Genomic DNA, 18,528 nt, shown 5'->3' on the forward strand with positions numbered 1-18,528 from the left:
GCAGGGTCCGTGGTTTGCGTACGCGGTGGAGTTGACTCATGGATATTATGACGAGTGCGGGGCTCGTGGCTGGCGTGATCGTCATCGCGACGATGATGCTGCTGGGCGGCGATCTCGAGATGTTCGTCAGCGAGCACGCCGCAATCATCATCTTCGGCGGTTCGATCGCAGCCACCATGATTCGCTTCCCGCTGGGCGTCATGCTGCACGGCGTTCCGCTTGGAATGAAGTACGCCTTCACCATGAGCCGCCTGTCGGCCCGCGAGCTCGTCGACGAGCTCGCCCGCATCGCCGAGATCGCGCGCAAGCAGGGCCCGGTCGGCCTGGAAAAGGTCGAGACCGACGAGCCGTTCCTCGCCAAGGGAATCCGCTACGTGGCCGACGGCTACGACCTCGAATTCATCCGCGACAATCTCGAGCGTGACCGCGACAATTTCCTGATGCACCTGGACGAAGGCAGCAAGATCTATCGCGCCATCGGCGACTGCGCTCCGGCGTTCGGCATGGTCGGCACGCTGATCGGCATGGTGCAGATGTTCGCCAACATGACCGACCCCTCGAAGCTCGGCCCGTTCATGGCGACCGCGCTGCTCGCGACCCTGTACGGCGCGCTGGTCTCGAACCTGATCTGTCTGCCGATCGCCGACAAGCTGCATGGCAAGCTGCTGGACGAGGAAACCAACCGGACGCTGATCATCGACGGAATCCTGATGATCCGCGACTCCAAGAGTCCCGCCCTGGTCCGCGAAATGCTCCTGGCCTATCTGCCGGAGAAGCATCGCCACGCCGAAGGCGAGCCCGTGCCGGCCTGATCGGCTGCGGCGGGGCGATCCGGGGTGGGGTAGGCAATGGCCAAGAAGAAGAGGGGCGATGCGCACGGCGGCGGTCACGGCTGGTTCGTGACCTTTGCCGACCTGATGGGACTTCTGGTCAGCTTCTTCGTGATGCTGGTCGCGTTCTCGACCATGGACAACAACAAGCTGAAGGTCGTCGCAGGCTCGATGCGCGACGCCTTCGGCGTGCAGACCGAGTCGCGCTATTCGGGCATCGTGGAATCCGACGGCCTGCCGACCCGGCCGAAGCTCAAGAACGCCGCCCACATCTCGCCGGAGGAGACCGCGCGCGAGCCGAGCCCCGAGCAGGAGGAGCGCCAGCATACCAATGGCGCCAAGCTGAAGATCGATCGCCAGTTCGCGCTGGCGTCCGCCTCGCTGCGCCAGGCGCTGCAGGACATGCCGGAGATGACCGAGATCTCCAAGCACATCATGTTCGAAGAGACCAAGCAGGGTCTCAACTTGGAGATCGTCGACCAGGACGGGCGGTCGATGTTCGCTGATGGCTCGAAGGTGCCGTTCGACCGCACGCGACGCCTGATAGAGAAGCTGGCTGCCCCGCTCAAGGCGACCCCGCTTCGGGTCCAGATCACCGGGCACACGGCCGCCGGCTTCGTTCCCGCCCGCAGCGACTATGGCGGCTTCGACCTGTCGGCGGACCGCGCCAATGCGGTGCGCCAGATCCTGGAGCGAGAAGGGCTGCCGGCGAGCCACATCTATGCCGTCTCCGGCAAGGCGGACACCCAGCCGCTGTTTCCCGACGACCCGTCGCTGGCAGCCAACCGCCGCGTGACGATCACCCTGATGCGGGAAGACCCGCCATTGCCGCCCGATCTGAAGCCGTAGCCGGGATGCTTCGCTTGCCGCATCATAATGCCGCATGGCGGCTTGCGAACGGCAACGAAGAGCATCAGCGGGCACTTGATTCGCCGGGGGTAGATCCGACATCTGCCTCAGGATGCCTGGGCTAAAGGCACTTGCCGCGATGCGGCATGCGACATCCGTGTCAGCCATGCCGTTTGGTTGCGACCTGGGAACAGCGGTCTGCTTACGCTAGAGACTTGACCTGCGAACGGTCTACGTTCACACGCGCCGGGCCAAACAGGGAAGATGCGTTCCGAGCAACATGACGGCCAGCGCGACATCGACCGAAGGACAGGACACCGCGAGCACGTCGGGGTTCTGGGGGCTGACGCTAGGCAGCATCGGCGTGGTGTTCGGAGACATCGGCACCTCGCCCCTCTACGCCTTTCGCGAGGCCGCGCACGGCGCCGCTCAGGGGCAGCCGGTGTCGCGGATCATCGTGCTCGGGGTGCTCTCGCTGATCCTCTGGTCGCTGTTCATCGTGGTGACGGCCAAATACGTCCTGCTGCTGCTCCGCGCCGACAACAACGGCGAGGGCGGAACGCTGTCGCTGATGGCGCTCGGACAGCGGGCCTTGGGTCGGCGCAGCCTGTTCCTGATGTCGCTGGGCGTGATCGGCGCTTCGATGTTCATCGGAGACTCGATGATTACGCCGGCGATTTCGGTGTTGTCGGCGGTCGAAGGCCTCAAGCTCGCGGCGCCCGCGCTCGAGCACTACGTCGTGCCGCTGACCGTGTTCATCCTGGTCGTACTGTTCGCGGTCCAGAGCAAGGGGACGGCGCGCGTCGCCTCCGCCTTCGGCCCGGTCATGGTCACATGGTTCACCACCCTCGCCGTGATGGGACTCGTCCACATCCGCGACGACCCCTCCGTGCTCGCGGCGATCAATCCCTATTATGCGGTGCAGTTCCTGCTCTCGCACGGCACGATCGGCCTGGTCACCCTGGGCGCGGTGTTCCTCGCGGTCACCGGCGGCGAGGCACTCTATGCGGATCTCGGTCATTTCGGCCGCAAGCCGATCCAGTCGGCCTGGCTGTTCTTCGTGCTTCCGGCCTTGCTGATCAACTATTTCGGGCAGGGCGCCCTGGTGCTATCCGACCCGGCCGCGCTCGAGAATTCGTTTTACCGGATGGTGCCTGAACTGTTGGTGCTGCCGCTGGTGGTGCTCGCCACCGCCGCCACCGTCATCGCGAGCCAGGCCGTGATCACGGGCGCCTATTCGCTGGTCAGCCAGGCGGTCCAGCTCGGGCTGCTGCCGCGTTTCGAGGTGCGCTACACGTCCGAAAGCCATGCCGGCCAGATCTATCTGCCGCGGGTCAACCGGCTGCTGCTGATCGGCGTGCTGCTGCTGGTGCTGCTGTTCCGGACCTCGAGCAATCTCGCCTCCGCCTACGGCATCGCAGTGTCCACCACCATGGTCGCCGACGGCATCATGGGTTTCGTCGTGATCTGGAAGCTGTGGAACTTGCGTGCGGCCGTGGCGGCGGCCGTGATCGCTCCCTTCGTCATCGTCGATATGACCTTCTTCAGCGCCAACCTGCTGAAGCTCCTTGAAGGAGCCTGGGTTCCGCTGCTGTTCGGTGCCGCGATGGTGGTGACGATCTGGACCTGGCGGCGCGGCTCGGCGATCTTGGTGCTCAAGACGCGCAAGATCGAGGTTCCCCTGGATGACCTCATCAGCAGCCTGGAGAAGAGGCCTCCTCACATCGTCAAGGGGACGGCGGTGTTTCTCACCAGCGATCCGACCTCGGTGCCGACCGCATTGCTGCACAATCTCAAGCACAACAAGGTGCTGCACGAGCACAACGTGATCCTGACCATCGAGACCGCGCAGACGCCGCGGGTCGATGTCTCGGAGCGCGTGCGCATGGAGAAGATCAGCGAGAAGTTTTCCAAGGTGCGGCTGCGCTTCGGATTCATGGAATCCCCGAACGTGCCGCGCGCGCTTGCGGTGGCGCGCAAGCTAGGCTGGCAGTTCGACATCATGTCGACGTCGTTCTTCGTCTCGCGGCGCTCGTTGAAGCCATCGTCCCAGTCGGGCATGCCGACGTGGCAGGACCATCTCTTCATCGGTCTGAGCCGGTCGGCCAACGACGCCACGGACTATTTCCAGATTCCCACGGGCAGGGTCGTCGAAGTAGGTACCCAGGTAACGATTTGATCGGCTGGACTTCCCTGACGGCTCGTGCATGCTTAAATGCATGGCTGAGGCGCATTCCCGACGGGTCCGTCGTAACGCGCTGCCGCTATAAGCCGCGCGCTCTGCCGCGTTGTGCAGTGAAGCATTAACGAGTCCTCGAGGGGGCTACCCCATGACAGTCGACGTCGCAGCTACGCCCGCGGAAGCGCCGGCGACCAACGGGCATGGCAACGCCCATTCCACGGCGAGCTTCGCGGCGCTGACACTGGGAAGCATCGGTGTCGTCTATGGCGACATCGGCACCAGCCCGCTGTACGCGTTGCGTGAAGCGGTCTTGGCTGCGAGCAGCAGCGGCGAGCCTGCGCCTCACGCCGTGATGGGGGTGATCTCGCTCATCCTGTGGGCTCTCATCGTCGTTGTGACCCTCAAATACGTCGTGATCCTGCTGCGCGCCGACAACCACGGCGAGGGCGGCACCCTGGCGCTGATGGCGCTCGCCCAGCGCGGAGTCGCGCGCGGCGCCAGCATCATCGTGCTGCTCGGCATCATCTCGGGCGCGCTGTTCTATGGCGATGCGGTGATCACGCCGGCTCTGTCCGTGTTGTCGGCGATCGAGGGCATCAAGCTGGTCACGGCAGCGTTCGAGCCCTACGTCGTGCCGCTGACCGTCGTGATTCTGGTCGCGCTGTTCGCTGTCCAGGCGCGCGGAACGGCCAAGGTTGCGGCGTTCTTCGGTCCGATCATGCTGATCTGGTTCCTGGTGATCGGCATTGCGGCGTTGCCGCCGATCCTGCGCCATCCCGAGGTGCTGTGGGCAATCAACCCGCTGAATGCCGTGACCTTCATGCTGCATCACGGGATCATCGGCTTCGTCACGCTCGGCGCGGTGTTTCTGGCCGTCACCGGCGCCGAGGCGCTGTACGCCGACCTCGGCCATTTCGGCAAGCGGCCGATCCAGACTGCCTGGCTGTTCATCGTGCTGCCATCGCTGGCGCTGAACTATCTGGGGCAGGGGGCGCTGGTGATCGCCGACGCGAAGGCGATCGAGAACCCGTTCTTCCTGATGTTCCCGGAGTGGGCGCTGATCCCGATGGTCGCGCTCGCCACCATGGCGACCGTCATCGCGAGCCAGGCCGTCATCACCGGTGCCTATTCGCTGACGCGGCAGGCGATTCAGCTCGGCCTGCTGCCACGCTTCGAGATCCGCCACACCTCCGAGGCGCATTCGGGCCAGATCTACATTCCGCGCATCAACAAGCTGCTGCTGATCTCGGTCATGCTGCTGGTGCTGATGTTCAAGTCATCGAGCGCGCTCGCCTCGGCCTACGGCATCTCGGTCACCGGCACAATGGTCGTCACGGCCATGATGGGCTTCGTCGTGATCTGGAAGGTCTGGCGATGGTCGCCGATTGCGGCGGCCGCGCTGATCGCGCCGTTCCTGTTCCTGGATCTGACCTTCCTGGCGGCGAATCTCCTGAAGGTGTTCGAAGGCGGCTGGGTGCCGCTGGCGCTGGGCGGCTTCGTGATGACGCTGATGTACACGTGGCGGCGCGGCAGCCGGCTCTTGTTCGAGAAGTCGCGCAAGCTCGAATTCCCGCTCGCCGATCTCGTGACCATGCTTGAGAAGCGTCCGCCGCAGCGGGTGGCCGGCACGGCCGTGTTCCTGACCAGCGATCCCTTGAGCGCGCCGACCGCGCTGATGCACAGCCTCAAGCACTACAAGGTGCTGCACGAAAAGAACGTCATCCTGACGATCGAGACCGCGCCGACGCCGCGCATCGAGCCGTCCGAACGGGTTCGCCTCGAGCAGATCAGTCCGACGTTTTCCAAGGTGACGTTGCGCTTCGGCTTCATGGAATCGCCCAACGTGCCGCGCGCACTTGCGATCGCGCGCAAGCTCGGCTGGCAGTTCGACATCATGTCGACCTCGTTCTTCCTGTCGCGCCGTGCGCTGAAGCCGGCTGCGCATTCAGGCATGCCGCGCTGGCAGGATCACCTGTTCATCTCAATGAGCCGCTCCGCCAACGACGCGACCGACTATTTCCAGATCCCGAGCGGACGGGTGGTGGAGGTCGGCACCCAGGTTACGATCTGAGCTCGAGACCCGTCTCCTCAGCGTGCCGAAGCGCTTGATTTTCGGTGCGTCTGGGGTGAGTTTGGCGACCGGATTGGGGCCGATATGGCCCTGCTGAAGGCTTGGAGGATGGGCGTGGCTGTTGTGCACGATTTGACCCCGCAGGACGTGGCCCAGGGGATCGCGGAAGGGCGAATTCTTCTGGTTGACGTGCGCGAGCCGAATGAGGTTTCTGCGGAAGCCTATCCGGACGGCGTCGTCGTTCCGCTGTCGGGCTTCGACCCGAAGCTGATCCCGGATCCGCAAGGCAAGGACGTCGTGTTCGCCTGCCGCTCCGGCAAGCGCTCGGTGACGGCCTCGCTGGCCGCGCAGGCCGCCGGTCTGCCCTACGACAAGCATCTCCAGGGCGGTATGCTCGGCTGGAAGGCGGCTGGCCTGCCGACCAGGACTGGCGGCTGACAGGCGATCATGATCTCGCAGAACAAGGTCTTCGCTGACCTGCCCGTCACTATTTTCGAGCAGATGTCGCAGCTCGCGCGCGACAACGACGCGATCAATCTGGGGCAGGGCTTTCCCGACGATCCGGGTCCGGAGGATATCCGCCGTGCCGCGGCCGATGCGGTCCTCAACGGCTACAACCAGTATCCGTCGATGATGGGCCTGCCGGAGCTGCGCCAGGCCATCGCCGCGCACTACAAGCACTGGCACAAGCTCGATCTCGATCCGATGAGCGAGGTCATGGTCACCTCCGGCGGCACCGAGGCGCTGACGTCGGCGATCCTGTCGGTGGTGGAGCCGGGCGACGAGGTGATCTGCTTCCAGCCGGTCTATGATTCATACTTGCCGATCATCCGCCAGGCCGGCGGCATTCCGCGCCTCGTCCGTCTGGAGCCGCCGCACTGGCGGCTGTCGGAGGAGATGCTGCGGCAGGCGTTCTCGCCAAAGACCAAGGCGGTGCTGTTCAACAACCCGCTCAACCCGGCCGCGGTGGTCTACCCGCGCGAGGATCTCGAGCTGCTGGCGCGCTTCTGCCAGGAGTTCGACGCGGTCGCGATCTGCGACGAGGTCTGGGAGCACGTCGTGTTCGACGGCCGCGCGCACATCCCGCTGATCACCATTCCCGGCATGCGCGACCGCACCATCAAGGTCGGCTCGGCCGGCAAGATCTTCTCGCTGACGGGCTGGAAGATCGGCTTCGTCTGCGCCGCGCCGCATCTGCTGCGCGTCGCCGCCAAGGTGCATCAATTCCTGACCTTCACGACGGCACCGAATCTGCAGGTCGCGGTCGCCTACGGGCTCGGCAAGTCCGACGACTATTTCATCAACATGCGCAGCGAGCTCGCGCGCAGCCGCGACCGGCTCACGGCCGGTCTCGAAAGCCTGGGCTTTCCCGTGCTGAAGGCGCAGGGGACCTACTTCCTGACCGTCGACCTTTTGCCGCTCGGCCTCAACGAGACCGACGAGCAGTTCTGCCGCCGCATCGTCAACGACTACAAGGTGGCCGCCATCCCGGTGTCCGCGTTCTACGAGACGGATGCCGTGACGTCGGTGGTGCGGTTCTGCTTCGCCAAGAAGGACGCAACCCTGGATACGGCGCTCGAGCGCCTCTCGGACGCCATCCACCGGCGCTAGGAGACACGAGTGATGACGCGCGGCTGCATGGGTTCGGCTCTGGCGCTGGCTGTCGCGGCGCTGACGCTCACGGGGGCGGCCGGTCGCGCAGAGGAGCGCGTCGTCAACTTCTACAACTGGTCGAACTACATGGCGCCCGGTGTCCTTGACGACTTCACCAAGGAGACCGGCATCAAGGTGGTCTACGACACATTCGACGCCAACGAGACCCTGGAGACGCGGCTGCTCGCCGGCAAATCCGGCTACGACGTCGTGGTGCCGACCGCGTACTTCCTGCAGCGCCAGATCAAGGCCAAGATCTTCCAGCCGCTCGACAAGTCCAAGCTGCCCAATCTCGTCAATGCGTGGCCCGTCGTGACCGAGCGTCTGGCCACCTACGACCCCGGCAATCAGTTCGCCGCCAACTACATGTGGGGCACGACCGGGATCGGCTACAACGTCAAGGCGGTCGAGAAGATCCTGGGGCCCGGCGCGCGGATCGACAGCTGGGACATGGTGTTCAAGCCGGAGAACCTCGCCAAGTTCAAGGACTGCGGCGTCCACATGCTGGATTCCGCCGACGACATCTTTCCGGCGGCGCTGAGCTATCTTGGCCTCGACCCGAACTCGACCAGGCAGGCCGATCTGGAGAAGGCGGCCGAGGTGGTCGGCAAGGTCGCACCATCCGTGCGCAAGTTTCATTCGTCGGAATACTTAAGCGCGCTCGCCACCGGCGAGATCTGCCTCGTCGTCGGCTGGTCCGGCGACATCATGCAGGCGCGCAGCCGCGCGGAAGAAGCGAAGAACGGCGTCGAGATCGGCTACGCAATCCCGAAAGAGGGCGCGCAGATGTTCTTCGACAATTTTGCGATTCCCACTGACGCTCCGCACGTGGCCGAAGCCTATGCGCTGATCAATTATCTCTACCGGCCCGAGGTCGCGGCCAAGAACTCCGACTTCCTGTCCTATGCCAACGGCAACCTGGCGAGCCAGAAGCTGATCGATCCAAAAATCTTTGGCGACAAGAACATCTATCCGGATGAGACGACGCTGAAGAAGCTGTTCGTCATCACCGCCCGCGAGCCCGCGACGCAGCGCGTCATCAACCGGCTCTGGACGAAGGTGAAGACCGGGCGGTAGCCAGCGCTGCTGCCGGCATTGCGAACGCTGCGAAGCAATCCAGGGCTGAGAAGAAGATCTGGATTGCTTCGTCGCGTTGCTCCTCGCAATGACTCCGCGGGATTACCCCAGCCGATGCATCGCGCAGAGCTTGTTGCCGTCGAGGTCGCGCAGATATGCCAGATAGAGTTTGCCGGCGGAGCCTTCACGAACGCCGGGCGGATTTTCGCAGCTGGTGCCGCCGGCTTCGAGCCCGGCTGCATGCCAGGCGTCTGCCTGCTCAGGTGAGTTGCAGGCAAAGCCGATCGTGCCGCCATTGGCGTGCGTGGCCGGCTCACCGTTGATCGGCTTCGACACCCCGAAAATGCCGGTCGGCGTGATGTAGAAGATGCGGTGGCCGTCGACCCGTGCCGGCCTCACGCCGAGCGTTCCCAGCAGCTTGTCGTAGAAGGCCTTGGCCTTGTCGAGGTCGTTGGTGCCGATCATCACATGCGAAAACATTCGCGCTTGTCCTCCCTGCAGCTTCCGAACAGCCGTCGGATACGCGACCAAGGTAGCGAGCGTCGATGGATGAGGTAAGCGTTTTCTTTCAAGGGCCCGTCAGCGGTAAGTGGTGCTGCAGCGCTGCTTCCCCGCAGCGGAATTTGTCCGGGCGCGGGCTACCGCCAGCGCCGATGCAGCCAGAGCCATTGCTCGGGATATTCGCGCACCCAACTCTCGACGACGTCGGTGATCGCCTGCGTCGTGCCCTGGATGTCGATCTGACCATCGGCCGTCCGCACCGGCTTCACCTCCTCCGAGACTTCGGCGCGGAAGCGATTGCCGGGGAGGCGGATGATGCGGACGCCGTGCACCGGGCATTCGACCTGGCGCAACAGGCGGGCGAGCATCGGATTGGCGCGGGTCTTGCGGCCGAAGAAGGTGACCTCGACGCCGCCGGTCAGGTACTGATCGACCAGCATGGCAACGTGCTGGCCGTTCTTGAGCGCCTGTGCCAGCCGCAGCGGTGCGTCGCGGCCGGCCGGGACCAGTGTGCCCATCTTGACCTGCCGCATCTCCTGGATGATGCGGTCGGCGGCGGCGATGTTGGGTCGGCGATAGAGGATCGCCGTATCGAGCTTATGGGCGACCGCCGCCAGCGCCGGCATCTCCCAATTGGCGAGGTGGCTGGCAAAGATCAGCGCCGGCTTGCCGTCGAGACGGAGCTGATGAAACAGCTCATGGGTGCGCGGCGACAGCTCGATCCGGCTGCGCTCCGGATGAGCCTCGTCGTAATCCCAGATCTTGTCGAGATGGGCGAACTCGGCGCCGACGCGGCCGAGATTGTCCCACACGCCGGCGAGGATTTTCTCGATCTCCTCGGGCGATTTCTCCGGAAAGGCCGCCGTGAGATTGTCGCGGCCGATGCGCTGCTCGCGCAGCCGCGGACCGATCCACTGCGCGAGGCGCGCGAAGCGGTCGGCCGTCTTCTGCGGATCGAAATAGCGCGTGGTCCTGAGCATGCCGACCGTCAGCGCGCCGACGGCGGACGCCCCGGCCGACTTCACGGCTCGGCGGATCACGAGCTTGGTCCGGAGGGGCAGGAGACTCATCGATGTGACAGGCGGATCAGGCCGGTTCGCGCGTCAGGATCAGCGAGGCGTTCTGGCCGCCGAAGCCGAACGAATTCGACATCACGGTGGTGACGCGCGCATCGCGGGCCTTGTTGCCGACGACGTCGAACAGGATCGCGGGATCCGGAATGTCGTAGTTGATGGTCGGCGGAATACGCTGATGCTCGAGCGTCTGCAGCGAGAAGATCGCCTCGACCGCGCCGGCCGCCGAGATGGTGTGGCCGACCATCGACTTGTTCGACGACACCGGGATCTTGCCGGTGTGCTCGCCGAACACGGCGGAGACGCCGACATATTCCATCTTGTCGTTCTCGGGCGTGGCGGTGCCGTGGGCATTGATATGGTCGATCTGCTCCGGCGCCATGCCGGCATCGGCGAGCGCCTTGCGGATGCAGCCGATGATCGGCTTGCCGTCCGGCGAGGAGCGGGTGCGGTGGAAGGAGTCGGTCAGCTCGCCGCAGCCGGCGACGACACCGAGGATCTTGGCGCCGCGCGCCACGGCCGCGTCGTAGCTTTCCAGCACCAGCGCTCCGGCGCCCTCGGCCATCACGAAACCATCGCGGTTCTTGGAGAACGGCTTGGAGGCGGCCTGCGGCGGGTCGTTCTGGGTCGACAGCGCCGACAGCAGCGAGAAGCGCACGAGCCCTTCCGGATTGACCGAGCCTTCGGTGGCGGCGCATAGCGCGACGTCAGTCTCACCGCGCCGGATGGCTTCGACGCCGAGCTGGATCGCGGTCGCGCCGGAGGCGCAGGCAGTCGACAGCGAGATCGGCGAGCCCTTGGTGCCGAAGGTGTCGGACAGCGAATCGGCGACGGAGCCGAACAGGAAGCGGTGGTGATAGTTGACGAACTTGCCGCCGCCGCAGACCTTCAGCAGGTCGTCATAGGTGAACTGAGTGCCGCCAACCTCATGCGCGAGCTCCAGGCGCTGCGGCCACTCGATCTCGACGGGCGCCACGGCGAGAAACAGCGGGCCCGGGAAGTCGCCCTTGCTGCCGATTCCAGCCTGCGCGATGGCTTCCTCGACGGCCATGTGGCCGAGCCGCTCGGACAGGCCCGTCGACGTGAACGGCGCCACGGGGACGAAATCGACCGTGCCGGCCATGGTCGTCTTCAAGCCGTCGATCGGAAAGCGCGTGATGGTGCGGATGCCGGACTCGCCGGCCACGAGCTTGTTCCAATTATCGGACTTGCCGGCCCCAAGGGAGGTGACGATGCCCATCCCGGTCACGACCACGATGGGGCGTCCAAACTTGTCGCGTACACTCATGATGTCCCCCGTCGCGTCTTCTTAAGGCCGTACCGTGTTCACTTGACTGCTTCGACCAAGGCCATGCCTTCGCCGCGGTAGTGGCCGGCGCCGACCACCACGATCTGGGTCGGAGCCTCCTTCATCTCTGCCTCCACACCCGAGGCGTCGCCCGGTGCGAACAGGGCGCCGCGCGAGATCGAAAGTGCCGCAAGCGCCAGACCAAGCGCGAAATGCGCTTCCATCGTGTGGCCGAAACGGGTCCCGCTCGAGCGCACCGCGAACGCCTTGTGATGGTCGAGGAAGGCGCGCTCCTCCGAGGTCACCGGCTCCGCACCGGTCGCGCCCGTGATGATGGCGCCGGGGGCCTCGTGGACGTCGAGCGCCGACCATAGACGGTCCAGCGTTCCGGTCACCGCGCCTGCCTCCTTGCGGCGGGCGCGGTCGGCGACGACCTTGCTGAGCCGCGCCAGCGGCTTGGCGCCGCGGGCCTCCGCATGCGGCCTGGATTCCAGCACCAGGAACGCGCCGGCCGATCCGAGCGCGAAGCCCGGATGGTCCTTGCGGGACCAGACCGGCTTGAATTCGTTCTTCAGATTGTAGTCGCCGAACTCGTACAGCACGAGCAGATCCTTGCGCTCGCCATTGTGCGAGCCGCCGACCAGCGCGATGTCGCTCTGGCGGCCGGCGATGCGGGCCAAGGCGATCTTGAACGCGTCGACGCCCGCAACCTCCTCGCCCATGAAGGTGCGCGAGGTGCCGCAGACGCCGTGCGAGATCGCGATGTTGCCGGCGAGCAGGTTGGACAACTGCGCCAGGAACAGGGTCGGGCGCAGGTCGCTCATCAGCCGGTCGTTCAGGAAGCCGGGCGTGCAATTGCCCTGGGCCTCCGCGTTGAGGATCGCGGTGTCGACGGAGATGTCGCGCTCGCCGCCGCCCGCGGCCACGATCATGTCCATCCGGGACAGGATGTCCTTGTTGCCCTTGAGGCCGGCGGAATCCAGCGCAAGCCCGGCGGCATAGGTGCCGATGCGCTGCCACGCCTCCATCTGGCGCTGCTCCTTCTTCGGGATCTGCGCTTCCAGATTCACCTTGGCCCAGGGATGCACGATGTAGGGTGCAAAACCCTGCTCGTCGACGTTGATCTGGCCGGCGTTGAGGGCCTCCCAGTTCGCATCGAGTCCCTCGCCGAGCGAGGTCGCAAGGCCGATACCGGTGATCCAGACTTCGACGGGCTCGGAGGTCACGGCTGTCGTCTCACTCATCGCTGTAGGACCTGTTGCGGAAAGCCGACGCGCTCGGCGACGGCGTCCATGTGTCCGCGCAGCTCCGGATTGGGGAAGGGGACGTGGCTGAAGGTGATCGTCGCGTTCGAGCGTAGCTTGCCGCCGACCTTCACGCGCGCTTCGGTCATGGCATAGCCGGAGCCCTCGTGCAGCACGTTGGCCTCGACGGTCAGCACCTCGCCCGGCGACACGAAGCCGCGCATCTTGGCCTCCTTGACCGCGGCGAGGAACGGCATCCGCTCGAACTTCATGAGCGCGAGCAGCAGCCAGCCCGATGTCTGCGCCATCGATTCGATCAGGAGAACGCCGGGCATGATCGGATAGCCCGGGAAATGTCCTTCGAAGATCGTGCTTTCGGTGGGGACCTTGGCTTCGACGGTGATGGCCTTCTCGTCCAGCCGAAGATCGAGAATGCGGTCGATGAGCAGGAAGTATTCGATCTGCATGGCAGGCGCTCACGCGCCCTTGGCGGCGACCAGCTCGTCGATGCGGGCGCACAGGTTCTTCAGCACGAAATACTGCTCGGTGCTGGCTTTGCCGTCGTTGACTTCCTGCGTCCACTTCTCGAGTGGCAGCTTGATCCCGAAGGCCTTGTCGATCGCAAACGCGATGTCGAGGAAATCGAGGCTGTCGATGCCCAGATCGTCGATGGCGTGGCTATCCGGCGTGATCGTGTCGCGCGGGATGTCGCAGGTTTCAGCGATGATCGTGGCGACCTGATCGAATGTTGAGGACATCACTAAGCCTTTGATATTTTGGAGCTAATCCGGTAGGTGGCGACGGGAGGACACCGCGCCCCCGGGGCGTCTGATGCGAGCCCTTTTACCCCCGTCGCCCGGGAGTCGTGTGCCCGTATATCGGAGCGACGCGGTGAGTTCAATGGAGCCGGACACGGCGGTTGTGGCGGGATTGTGATGCCCCGCCGGCCGCGGCAGCCGCGTCCAGCAGGGGATCAGGGCGTGTAGGTCTCGGTGATGATGCGGGCGCAGTCGCGCCGTCCGGTCAGCAGGCAGTCCTGGGTCTTGCGCAGGTCGGCAATGCTCATCGCCAGCCAGATGCCGATCGCGGTCAACGCGACCGTGAAGGCGATGGCGGCGATGTTGGCCAGGATGCGGTGACGGAAGTCATCGGGCTCCTCACGCGGCTGCTCATACCGGGAGAGATCGAGTGTCGGCTGCTCGCGCCGGTGCAGCTGAATCGGCGGACTGCCGCCCTCGGCCGCGCGCCGCACCGGACTGCTGCGCGGCCGGAACGGCACCACGCGATGCTCTTCCTCCGCTGCAATGGGGCGCTGGGACTTCATGCCTCGACTCCGATGGTCCTTTTTAGCACGCGGGCCCAACCTCTCACAAAGAAACTTTGCCATAATTGAGCTGCATCAGCAAAACATCTCCCTCCTCGGATGCATCCAGTCGGCGCCTGCTCCGCGGGTGATTGGAACCTGCCGCGGTCGGTCCGAACGGCGTCGCAGCTCGGGGAAGATGCGCTGGAACGGCTCGGCAGGCGTGGCATAATGCTGATCATCCCCCTGGAAGCCCAGCCATGGCCAATACCCGCGAGCCGCTGCTTCATCCCGTGCCGATCCTGTCGCTGCGCCCGACCCAGATGACCGTCGGCATGCGCGAGGTGAAGGAGAAGCGCGAGCGCTGGCGCGAGCACAAGTCGAAGAAGAAGCAGGCCGAGCTGCTCGGCAAGCACATGATCCCGGTGGTGCTCGGTCCCGACGAGCGGCACTACGTCGTCGACCACCATCACCTCGCCCGCGCGCTCCATGACGAGGGCGTCAAGGATGTGCTGGTCACGGTGATCGGCGACCTCTCGATGGTCGATCGGGAGGCGTTCTGGGGCGTGATGGACAACAAGCGCTGGGTCTATCCTTACGACGCCAAGGGCGTGCGGCGGCATTTCAAGGACCTGCCGAAGACCGTCGCGAATCTGAAGGACGATCCGTTCCGCAGCCTGGCCGGTGAGCTGCGCCGCGCCGGCGGCTTTGCCAAGGACACGACGCCGTTCAGCGAGTTCCTATGGGCCGACTTCCTGCGCCGCAAGGTCAAGCGCAAGACGGTCGAGACCCATTTCGCCGCCGCCATGGAGCACGCGCTGGCGGCCGCAAAGAGCCACGACGCGGTCTATCTGCCCGGCTGGTGCGGGCCGGCGTCGGACGACTGATCGTCTCACTTGGTCTTCGGCAGCCGCCCCATCAGGTAGAACTCGTCGTTGGGCCGCATGCCTGTGACATTCGCCATCCGGTTCGACAGCGCGAAGAATGCCGCGATTGCGGCGATGTCCCAGATGTCGTCGTCGCTGAAACCGTGGCCGGCCAGCGCCTTGAAATCGGCGTCCCCGACGGTCTGCGCCTCGAGCGCCACCTTCATCGCGAAATCGAGCATCGCCCGCTGCCGCGGCGTGATGTCGGCCTTGCGGTAGTTGATCGCGATCTGGTCGGCGATCAGGGGACTCTTGGCGCGGATGCGCAGGATCGCGCCATGCGCGATGACGCAATACTGGCACTGGTTGGCGCTCGAGGTCGCCACCACGATCATCTCGCGCTCGGCCTTGGTCAGCCCGCCGTCCTTCTCCATCAGCGCGTCGTGATACGCAAAGAACGCGCGGAACTCGTCCGGCCGGTGCGCGAGTGTCAGGAACACGTTGGGCACGAAGCCGCTCTTCTCCTGCACGCCGAGCAGCCGGGTGCGGATGTCGTCCGGCAAGGCGTCGATTGCGGGAACGGGAAAGCGGCTGATGGGAGCTTGCGTCATGGCAACGGGTCCGGCGTGCGTGGCAGGGGGCGAACCTTAGTCGATCGCCGCGCAGGCGCAACGGTCCAGCTCAGCCCATCACCTTGCTTTTGGCGACGTGCCCGCAACGCCTCCTCGGGGCGTCATCGACCGGGATTTGAGAGCGGCGGCCGCCGTGTTTAGCGCAGCGGCTTCTTCAACAGGGAGAAGCGGTCCGGATCGAGCCCCATCGACGGCTGCAGCATTGGCGCGTCCAGCGATGCGGACATACTTCCTCGATCCCCGAGGTTGCCGGCGCCGCCGTCGCCGCTCGAGGCGTCCCGGCTCGAGGTCGCTCCGCGCCAGCGCTCCAGCACGGCACTGACGAAATGCATGTCGTGTCCGGCATTCACCGAGCGGACGGTGGCGATCGTCGCCTCGCTGCGCGGCAATTGATGCAGCGGCACCTCCTTGAAGCGCAGCCGGGTCGGCAGCGCGACGCCTTCGCCGAACGCCAGCACCTCGCGGGTGCCGAGCGAGGGGACGAAGGAGAGCAGGTTGGCGGCGGCGTCCGACACCGCCGAGCGCAGCAGCGACTGGTCGCGCTCGTTGGCGAGGCGCATCGTGAACAGCGTGTTGCACTGGGAGATGATGGTGGCGTCGAGCTCGGCCGGCCGCTGGGTGATCAGGCCGAGATAGACGCCGTATTTCCGGCCTTCCTTGGCAATGCGCGAGATCGCCTTGCGGGTCGGGCCGAAGCCGATCGAGCGGTCGGCGGAGGCGTAGCGGTGGGCCTCCTCGCAGACGAACAGCAGCGGCGAGACGCCGTCGCTCCACAGCCCGAAATCGAACGCCATGCGGCACACCACCGACACGACGGAATCGACAACCTCGGCCGGGAAGCCGGCGAGCTGCATCACCGTCATCGGCCGGCCATTGGCGGGCAGGCGGAACAGATGGCTGATGACCTCGGCCATGGTGTCGCCGCCGACATTGGCGTTGTCGAACATGAAGGCGTAGCGCGGGTCGTTGCGTACGGTCTCGATGCGCGAGATCAGCTTGTGATAGATGATGCGCGAGGAGCGGTTCTCGAGCTTGCCCATCCGCTCGTCGATCAGGTTGATCAGGTCGACGAGGCGGTAGGGCACCGGCGTATCGACGGTGTAGCCGACCATCTTGGGGTCGACGCGCTTGAGCCCGATGCGGTCCGTGTTCTGGTACTGGGTGTAGATGCCCTTCGCCAGCGGGATCACTTCGGCCAGGATGTCGAGCTCTTCCGGCACGCCGGGCCGGCCGCCGAACAGGACGTCGACGATCTCCTCGAAATTGAACAGCCAGAACGGCAGCTTCAGGTTGCGCGGGTTCAGCACCAGCGCTTTTTCACCAAAGCAGCGGCCATATTCGTTGTGGACGTCGAGCAGGAAGATGCGCAAGTTCGGCCGCGCCTTCAGGATCTCGTTGAGCAGCAGCGACACGCCGGTCGATTTGCCCACGCCGGTCGATCCAAGCACCGCGAAATGCTTCGAGAGCATTTCCTCGACATTGACACAGGCGCGCACGGAGGTGTCCTGCTGCAGCGCGCCGATGTCGATGTGGTCGCCGGCGGTCGGCGTGTAGATCGTGCGCAGCTCCTCGCTCGTGATCATGTCGACGGCGTCGCCGATGGTCGGGTAGTGGGTGACGCCGCGTTGGAACTTGGGCCGTTCGGCCGGCCCGAGAATCTCGCCGAGCAGGTCTACCGACGCCGTCGCGACGTATTCGCTGGCATGCGAGAGGTCCTCGCTGGTCACCTCGGTGATGATCGCAATGATCGTGGCGCTCGGGCAGCGAATGCTGATGAAACGGCCGACTGTCGCGCGGATATCGGAGACGTTCATCTGCTGTTTCGACAGAATGCCGACGCGGGCCTGGGAGCCCCGCACCGAGATCACGCGTCCGAAGGATGTCACGGTCATGAAACCTGTGGTGAATTGTTGAGCTGACACCTTCTCTGCTGGGACTGGAAAATTTGTTAAGCGGGCAATGTTTGTGAACGCGCCGGCGCCCGGTCCGGCCGTCGGAGGGTCGCGCGGAGCGTTGCGATCGCGCCTCCTCAATGGGGCCTAACACTTTGGAGTGTAAGGATTTCTGCATCCTTCCCTAAAGCGTTGCGCGAGCCGTTCGGGTTAACGTCCGGTTCACCATCTCCAAGGCTCTTCCTTCAGGGCTCTTCGGCGCTGGACGCCCCGACCCTGAAAGCAACCTGGATGGGTTGCCGCACCGATCCGAAAGCCGTCCGGCCGCTCAGCGATTTGATCGCAATCAATCTGGAACCCGGGCGTGCAGGCTATATCTTTCCCGTCAAGCGCGAGGGAGCGGATGCCGGCCGATCTCGTCGGATGACATTGGTCGCGCCCATGCCGTTGCAGACCTGATCCTCGCGTGAAGCAGGAGGATGATGTTATGGCTGAACCTACCAAGCTGCCCGTCAACACCGAGAAGGCAGGTGCGCCCTCCATGCAGGGATGGCGGCCGTTCGAGAACCTGCGCCGCGAGATCGATCGCGTGTTCGAGGACTTCCATGGCGGGATCTGGCGCACACCGTCGCTGTTCGACCAACTGCCGGGTCTGGCCCGCGCACGGTCCTTTGCCGTGGCGCCGGCGGTCGACGTCGCCGAGCACGACAATGCCTATGAGGTCACGGCTGAGTTGCCCGGCCTCGACGAGAAGAACGTCGAGGTGAAGGTTGCGAGCGGCGTGCTCTCGATCAAGGGCGAGAAGCAGGAGGACAAGGAGGAGAAGAAGAAGGACTATTACGTCCGTGAGCGCAGCTTCGGCTCGTTCGAACGCTCCTTCCAGATCCCCGACGGCGTCGACACCGACAAGATCGAGGCCGTGTTCAAGCAGGGGGTGCTCAAGGTCACCCTGCCGAAGAAACCCGAGGTACAGAAGGCCGCCAAGACCATCGACATCAAGGCGGCGTGACCGCATCCTGTGGCTTTCTGTCCCATGATCATGGGACAGACGATGGATCGGACGCCGA

The 18,528-nt window shown here is 65.0% G+C and carries 18 protein-coding genes; 9 read left to right on the forward strand and 9 right to left on the reverse strand.

Features of this window, described 5'->3' with window-relative positions:
• The first annotated feature begins 38 nt into the window (after nt 1-38).
• The 7 genes from ACQR2C_RS11765 (at nt 39) to ACQR2C_RS11795 (ending at nt 8,662) form a co-directional block, all read left to right on the forward strand.
• Nucleotides 39-812: a motility protein A gene (locus ACQR2C_RS11765; RefSeq protein WP_315714499.1), complete on the forward strand. Its 774-nt coding sequence runs from the start codon at nt 39-41 to the stop codon at nt 810-812.
• 36 nt (nt 813-848) lie between these two features.
• A complete protein-coding gene (locus ACQR2C_RS11770) occupies nt 849-1,679 on the forward strand; it encodes a flagellar motor protein MotB (RefSeq protein ID WP_434881180.1) in 831 nt (276 codons plus the stop codon).
• A 280-nt stretch (nt 1,680-1,959) separates the two neighbouring features.
• On the forward strand, nt 1,960-3,858 hold the full coding sequence (locus tag ACQR2C_RS11775; RefSeq protein ID WP_434881181.1) for a potassium transporter Kup: 1,899 nt from the start codon (nt 1,960-1,962) through the stop codon (nt 3,856-3,858).
• A gap of 151 nt (nt 3,859-4,009) precedes the next feature.
• On the forward strand, nt 4,010-5,932 hold the full coding sequence (locus ACQR2C_RS11780; RefSeq protein ID WP_434881182.1) for a potassium transporter Kup: 1,923 nt from the start codon (nt 4,010-4,012) through the stop codon (nt 5,930-5,932).
• 108 nt (nt 5,933-6,040) lie between these two features.
• Complete coding sequence (locus ACQR2C_RS11785) at nt 6,041-6,370, forward strand: rhodanese-like domain-containing protein (RefSeq protein WP_315714496.1); 330 nt, start codon at nt 6,041-6,043, stop codon at nt 6,368-6,370.
• 9 nt (nt 6,371-6,379) lie between these two features.
• Nucleotides 6,380-7,543: an aminotransferase gene (locus ACQR2C_RS11790; protein ID WP_434881183.1), complete on the forward strand. Its 1,164-nt coding sequence runs from the start codon at nt 6,380-6,382 to the stop codon at nt 7,541-7,543.
• A 12-nt stretch (nt 7,544-7,555) separates the two neighbouring features.
• Nucleotides 7,556-8,662: a polyamine ABC transporter substrate-binding protein gene (locus tag ACQR2C_RS11795; RefSeq protein WP_434881184.1), complete on the forward strand. Its 1,107-nt coding sequence runs from the start codon at nt 7,556-7,558 to the stop codon at nt 8,660-8,662.
• A gap of 102 nt (nt 8,663-8,764) precedes the next feature.
• On the opposite strand, the gene ACQR2C_RS11800 is transcribed toward ACQR2C_RS11795, so the two are convergent.
• The 7 genes from ACQR2C_RS11800 to ACQR2C_RS11830 form a co-directional block, all read right to left on the reverse strand.
• The gene (locus tag ACQR2C_RS11800) at nt 8,765-9,142 is read right to left on the reverse strand and encodes a VOC family protein (RefSeq protein WP_315803104.1); all 378 of its coding nucleotides are present in this window, start codon (nt 9,140-9,142) and stop codon (nt 8,765-8,767) included.
• Between the two features lie 158 nt (nt 9,143-9,300).
• A complete protein-coding gene (locus ACQR2C_RS11805) occupies nt 9,301-10,233 on the reverse strand; it encodes a lipid A biosynthesis lauroyl acyltransferase (RefSeq protein WP_434838982.1) in 933 nt (310 codons plus the stop codon).
• Nucleotides 10,234-10,249: 16 nt separating this feature from the next.
• On the reverse strand, nt 10,250-11,524 hold the full coding sequence (locus ACQR2C_RS11810) for a beta-ketoacyl-ACP synthase (RefSeq protein ID WP_409997940.1): 1,275 nt from the start codon (nt 11,522-11,524) through the stop codon (nt 10,250-10,252).
• Nucleotides 11,525-11,562: 38 nt separating this feature from the next.
• Entirely contained in the window at nt 11,563-12,768 is a 1,206-nt protein-coding gene (locus ACQR2C_RS11815; RefSeq protein WP_434881185.1) for a beta-ketoacyl-ACP synthase, read from the reverse strand.
• Complete coding sequence (locus ACQR2C_RS11820; protein WP_315803107.1) at nt 12,765-13,235, reverse strand: 3-hydroxyacyl-ACP dehydratase FabZ family protein; 471 nt, start codon at nt 13,233-13,235, stop codon at nt 12,765-12,767. The genes ACQR2C_RS11815 and ACQR2C_RS11820 overlap by 4 nt, the downstream gene beginning before the upstream one ends.
• Nucleotides 13,236-13,244: 9 nt before the next feature.
• Nucleotides 13,245-13,526, reverse strand: coding sequence for an acyl carrier protein (locus tag ACQR2C_RS11825; RefSeq protein WP_006609130.1), 282 nt, complete (start codon nt 13,524-13,526; stop codon nt 13,245-13,247).
• Between the two features lie 215 nt (nt 13,527-13,741).
• A complete protein-coding gene (locus ACQR2C_RS11830) occupies nt 13,742-14,092 on the reverse strand; it encodes a hypothetical protein (protein ID WP_315803108.1) in 351 nt (116 codons plus the stop codon).
• Nucleotides 14,093-14,331: 239 nt separating this feature from the next.
• Here ACQR2C_RS11830 and ACQR2C_RS11835 point away from each other — a divergent pair, with 239 nt between their 5' ends.
• Nucleotides 14,332-14,958, forward strand: a complete 627-nt coding sequence (locus tag ACQR2C_RS11835; RefSeq protein WP_315803109.1) for a ParB-like protein — start codon at nt 14,332-14,334, stop codon at nt 14,956-14,958.
• Nucleotides 14,959-14,963: 5 nt separating this feature from the next.
• Here ACQR2C_RS11835 and ACQR2C_RS11840 read toward each other — a convergent pair whose 3' ends face one another.
• Both ACQR2C_RS11840 and ACQR2C_RS11845 read right to left on the reverse strand, forming a co-directional pair.
• Entirely contained in the window at nt 14,964-15,548 is a 585-nt protein-coding gene (locus ACQR2C_RS11840) for a peroxidase-related enzyme (RefSeq protein ID WP_315803110.1), read from the reverse strand.
• A 158-nt stretch (nt 15,549-15,706) separates the two neighbouring features.
• Entirely contained in the window at nt 15,707-17,461 is a 1,755-nt protein-coding gene (locus ACQR2C_RS11845; protein ID WP_315803111.1) for an ATP-binding protein, read from the reverse strand.
• 487 nt (nt 17,462-17,948) lie between these two features.
• On the opposite strand from ACQR2C_RS11845, the gene ACQR2C_RS11850 reads away from it, so the two are divergent.
• A complete protein-coding gene (locus ACQR2C_RS11850; protein WP_315714485.1) occupies nt 17,949-18,470 on the forward strand; it encodes an Hsp20/alpha crystallin family protein in 522 nt (173 codons plus the stop codon).
• Nucleotides 18,471-18,528: the final 58 nt, after the last annotated feature.

Source organism: Bradyrhizobium sp. HKCCYLRH3061 (genome assembly GCF_051168015.1).
Lineage (GTDB): Bacteria > Pseudomonadota > Alphaproteobacteria > Rhizobiales > Xanthobacteraceae > Bradyrhizobium.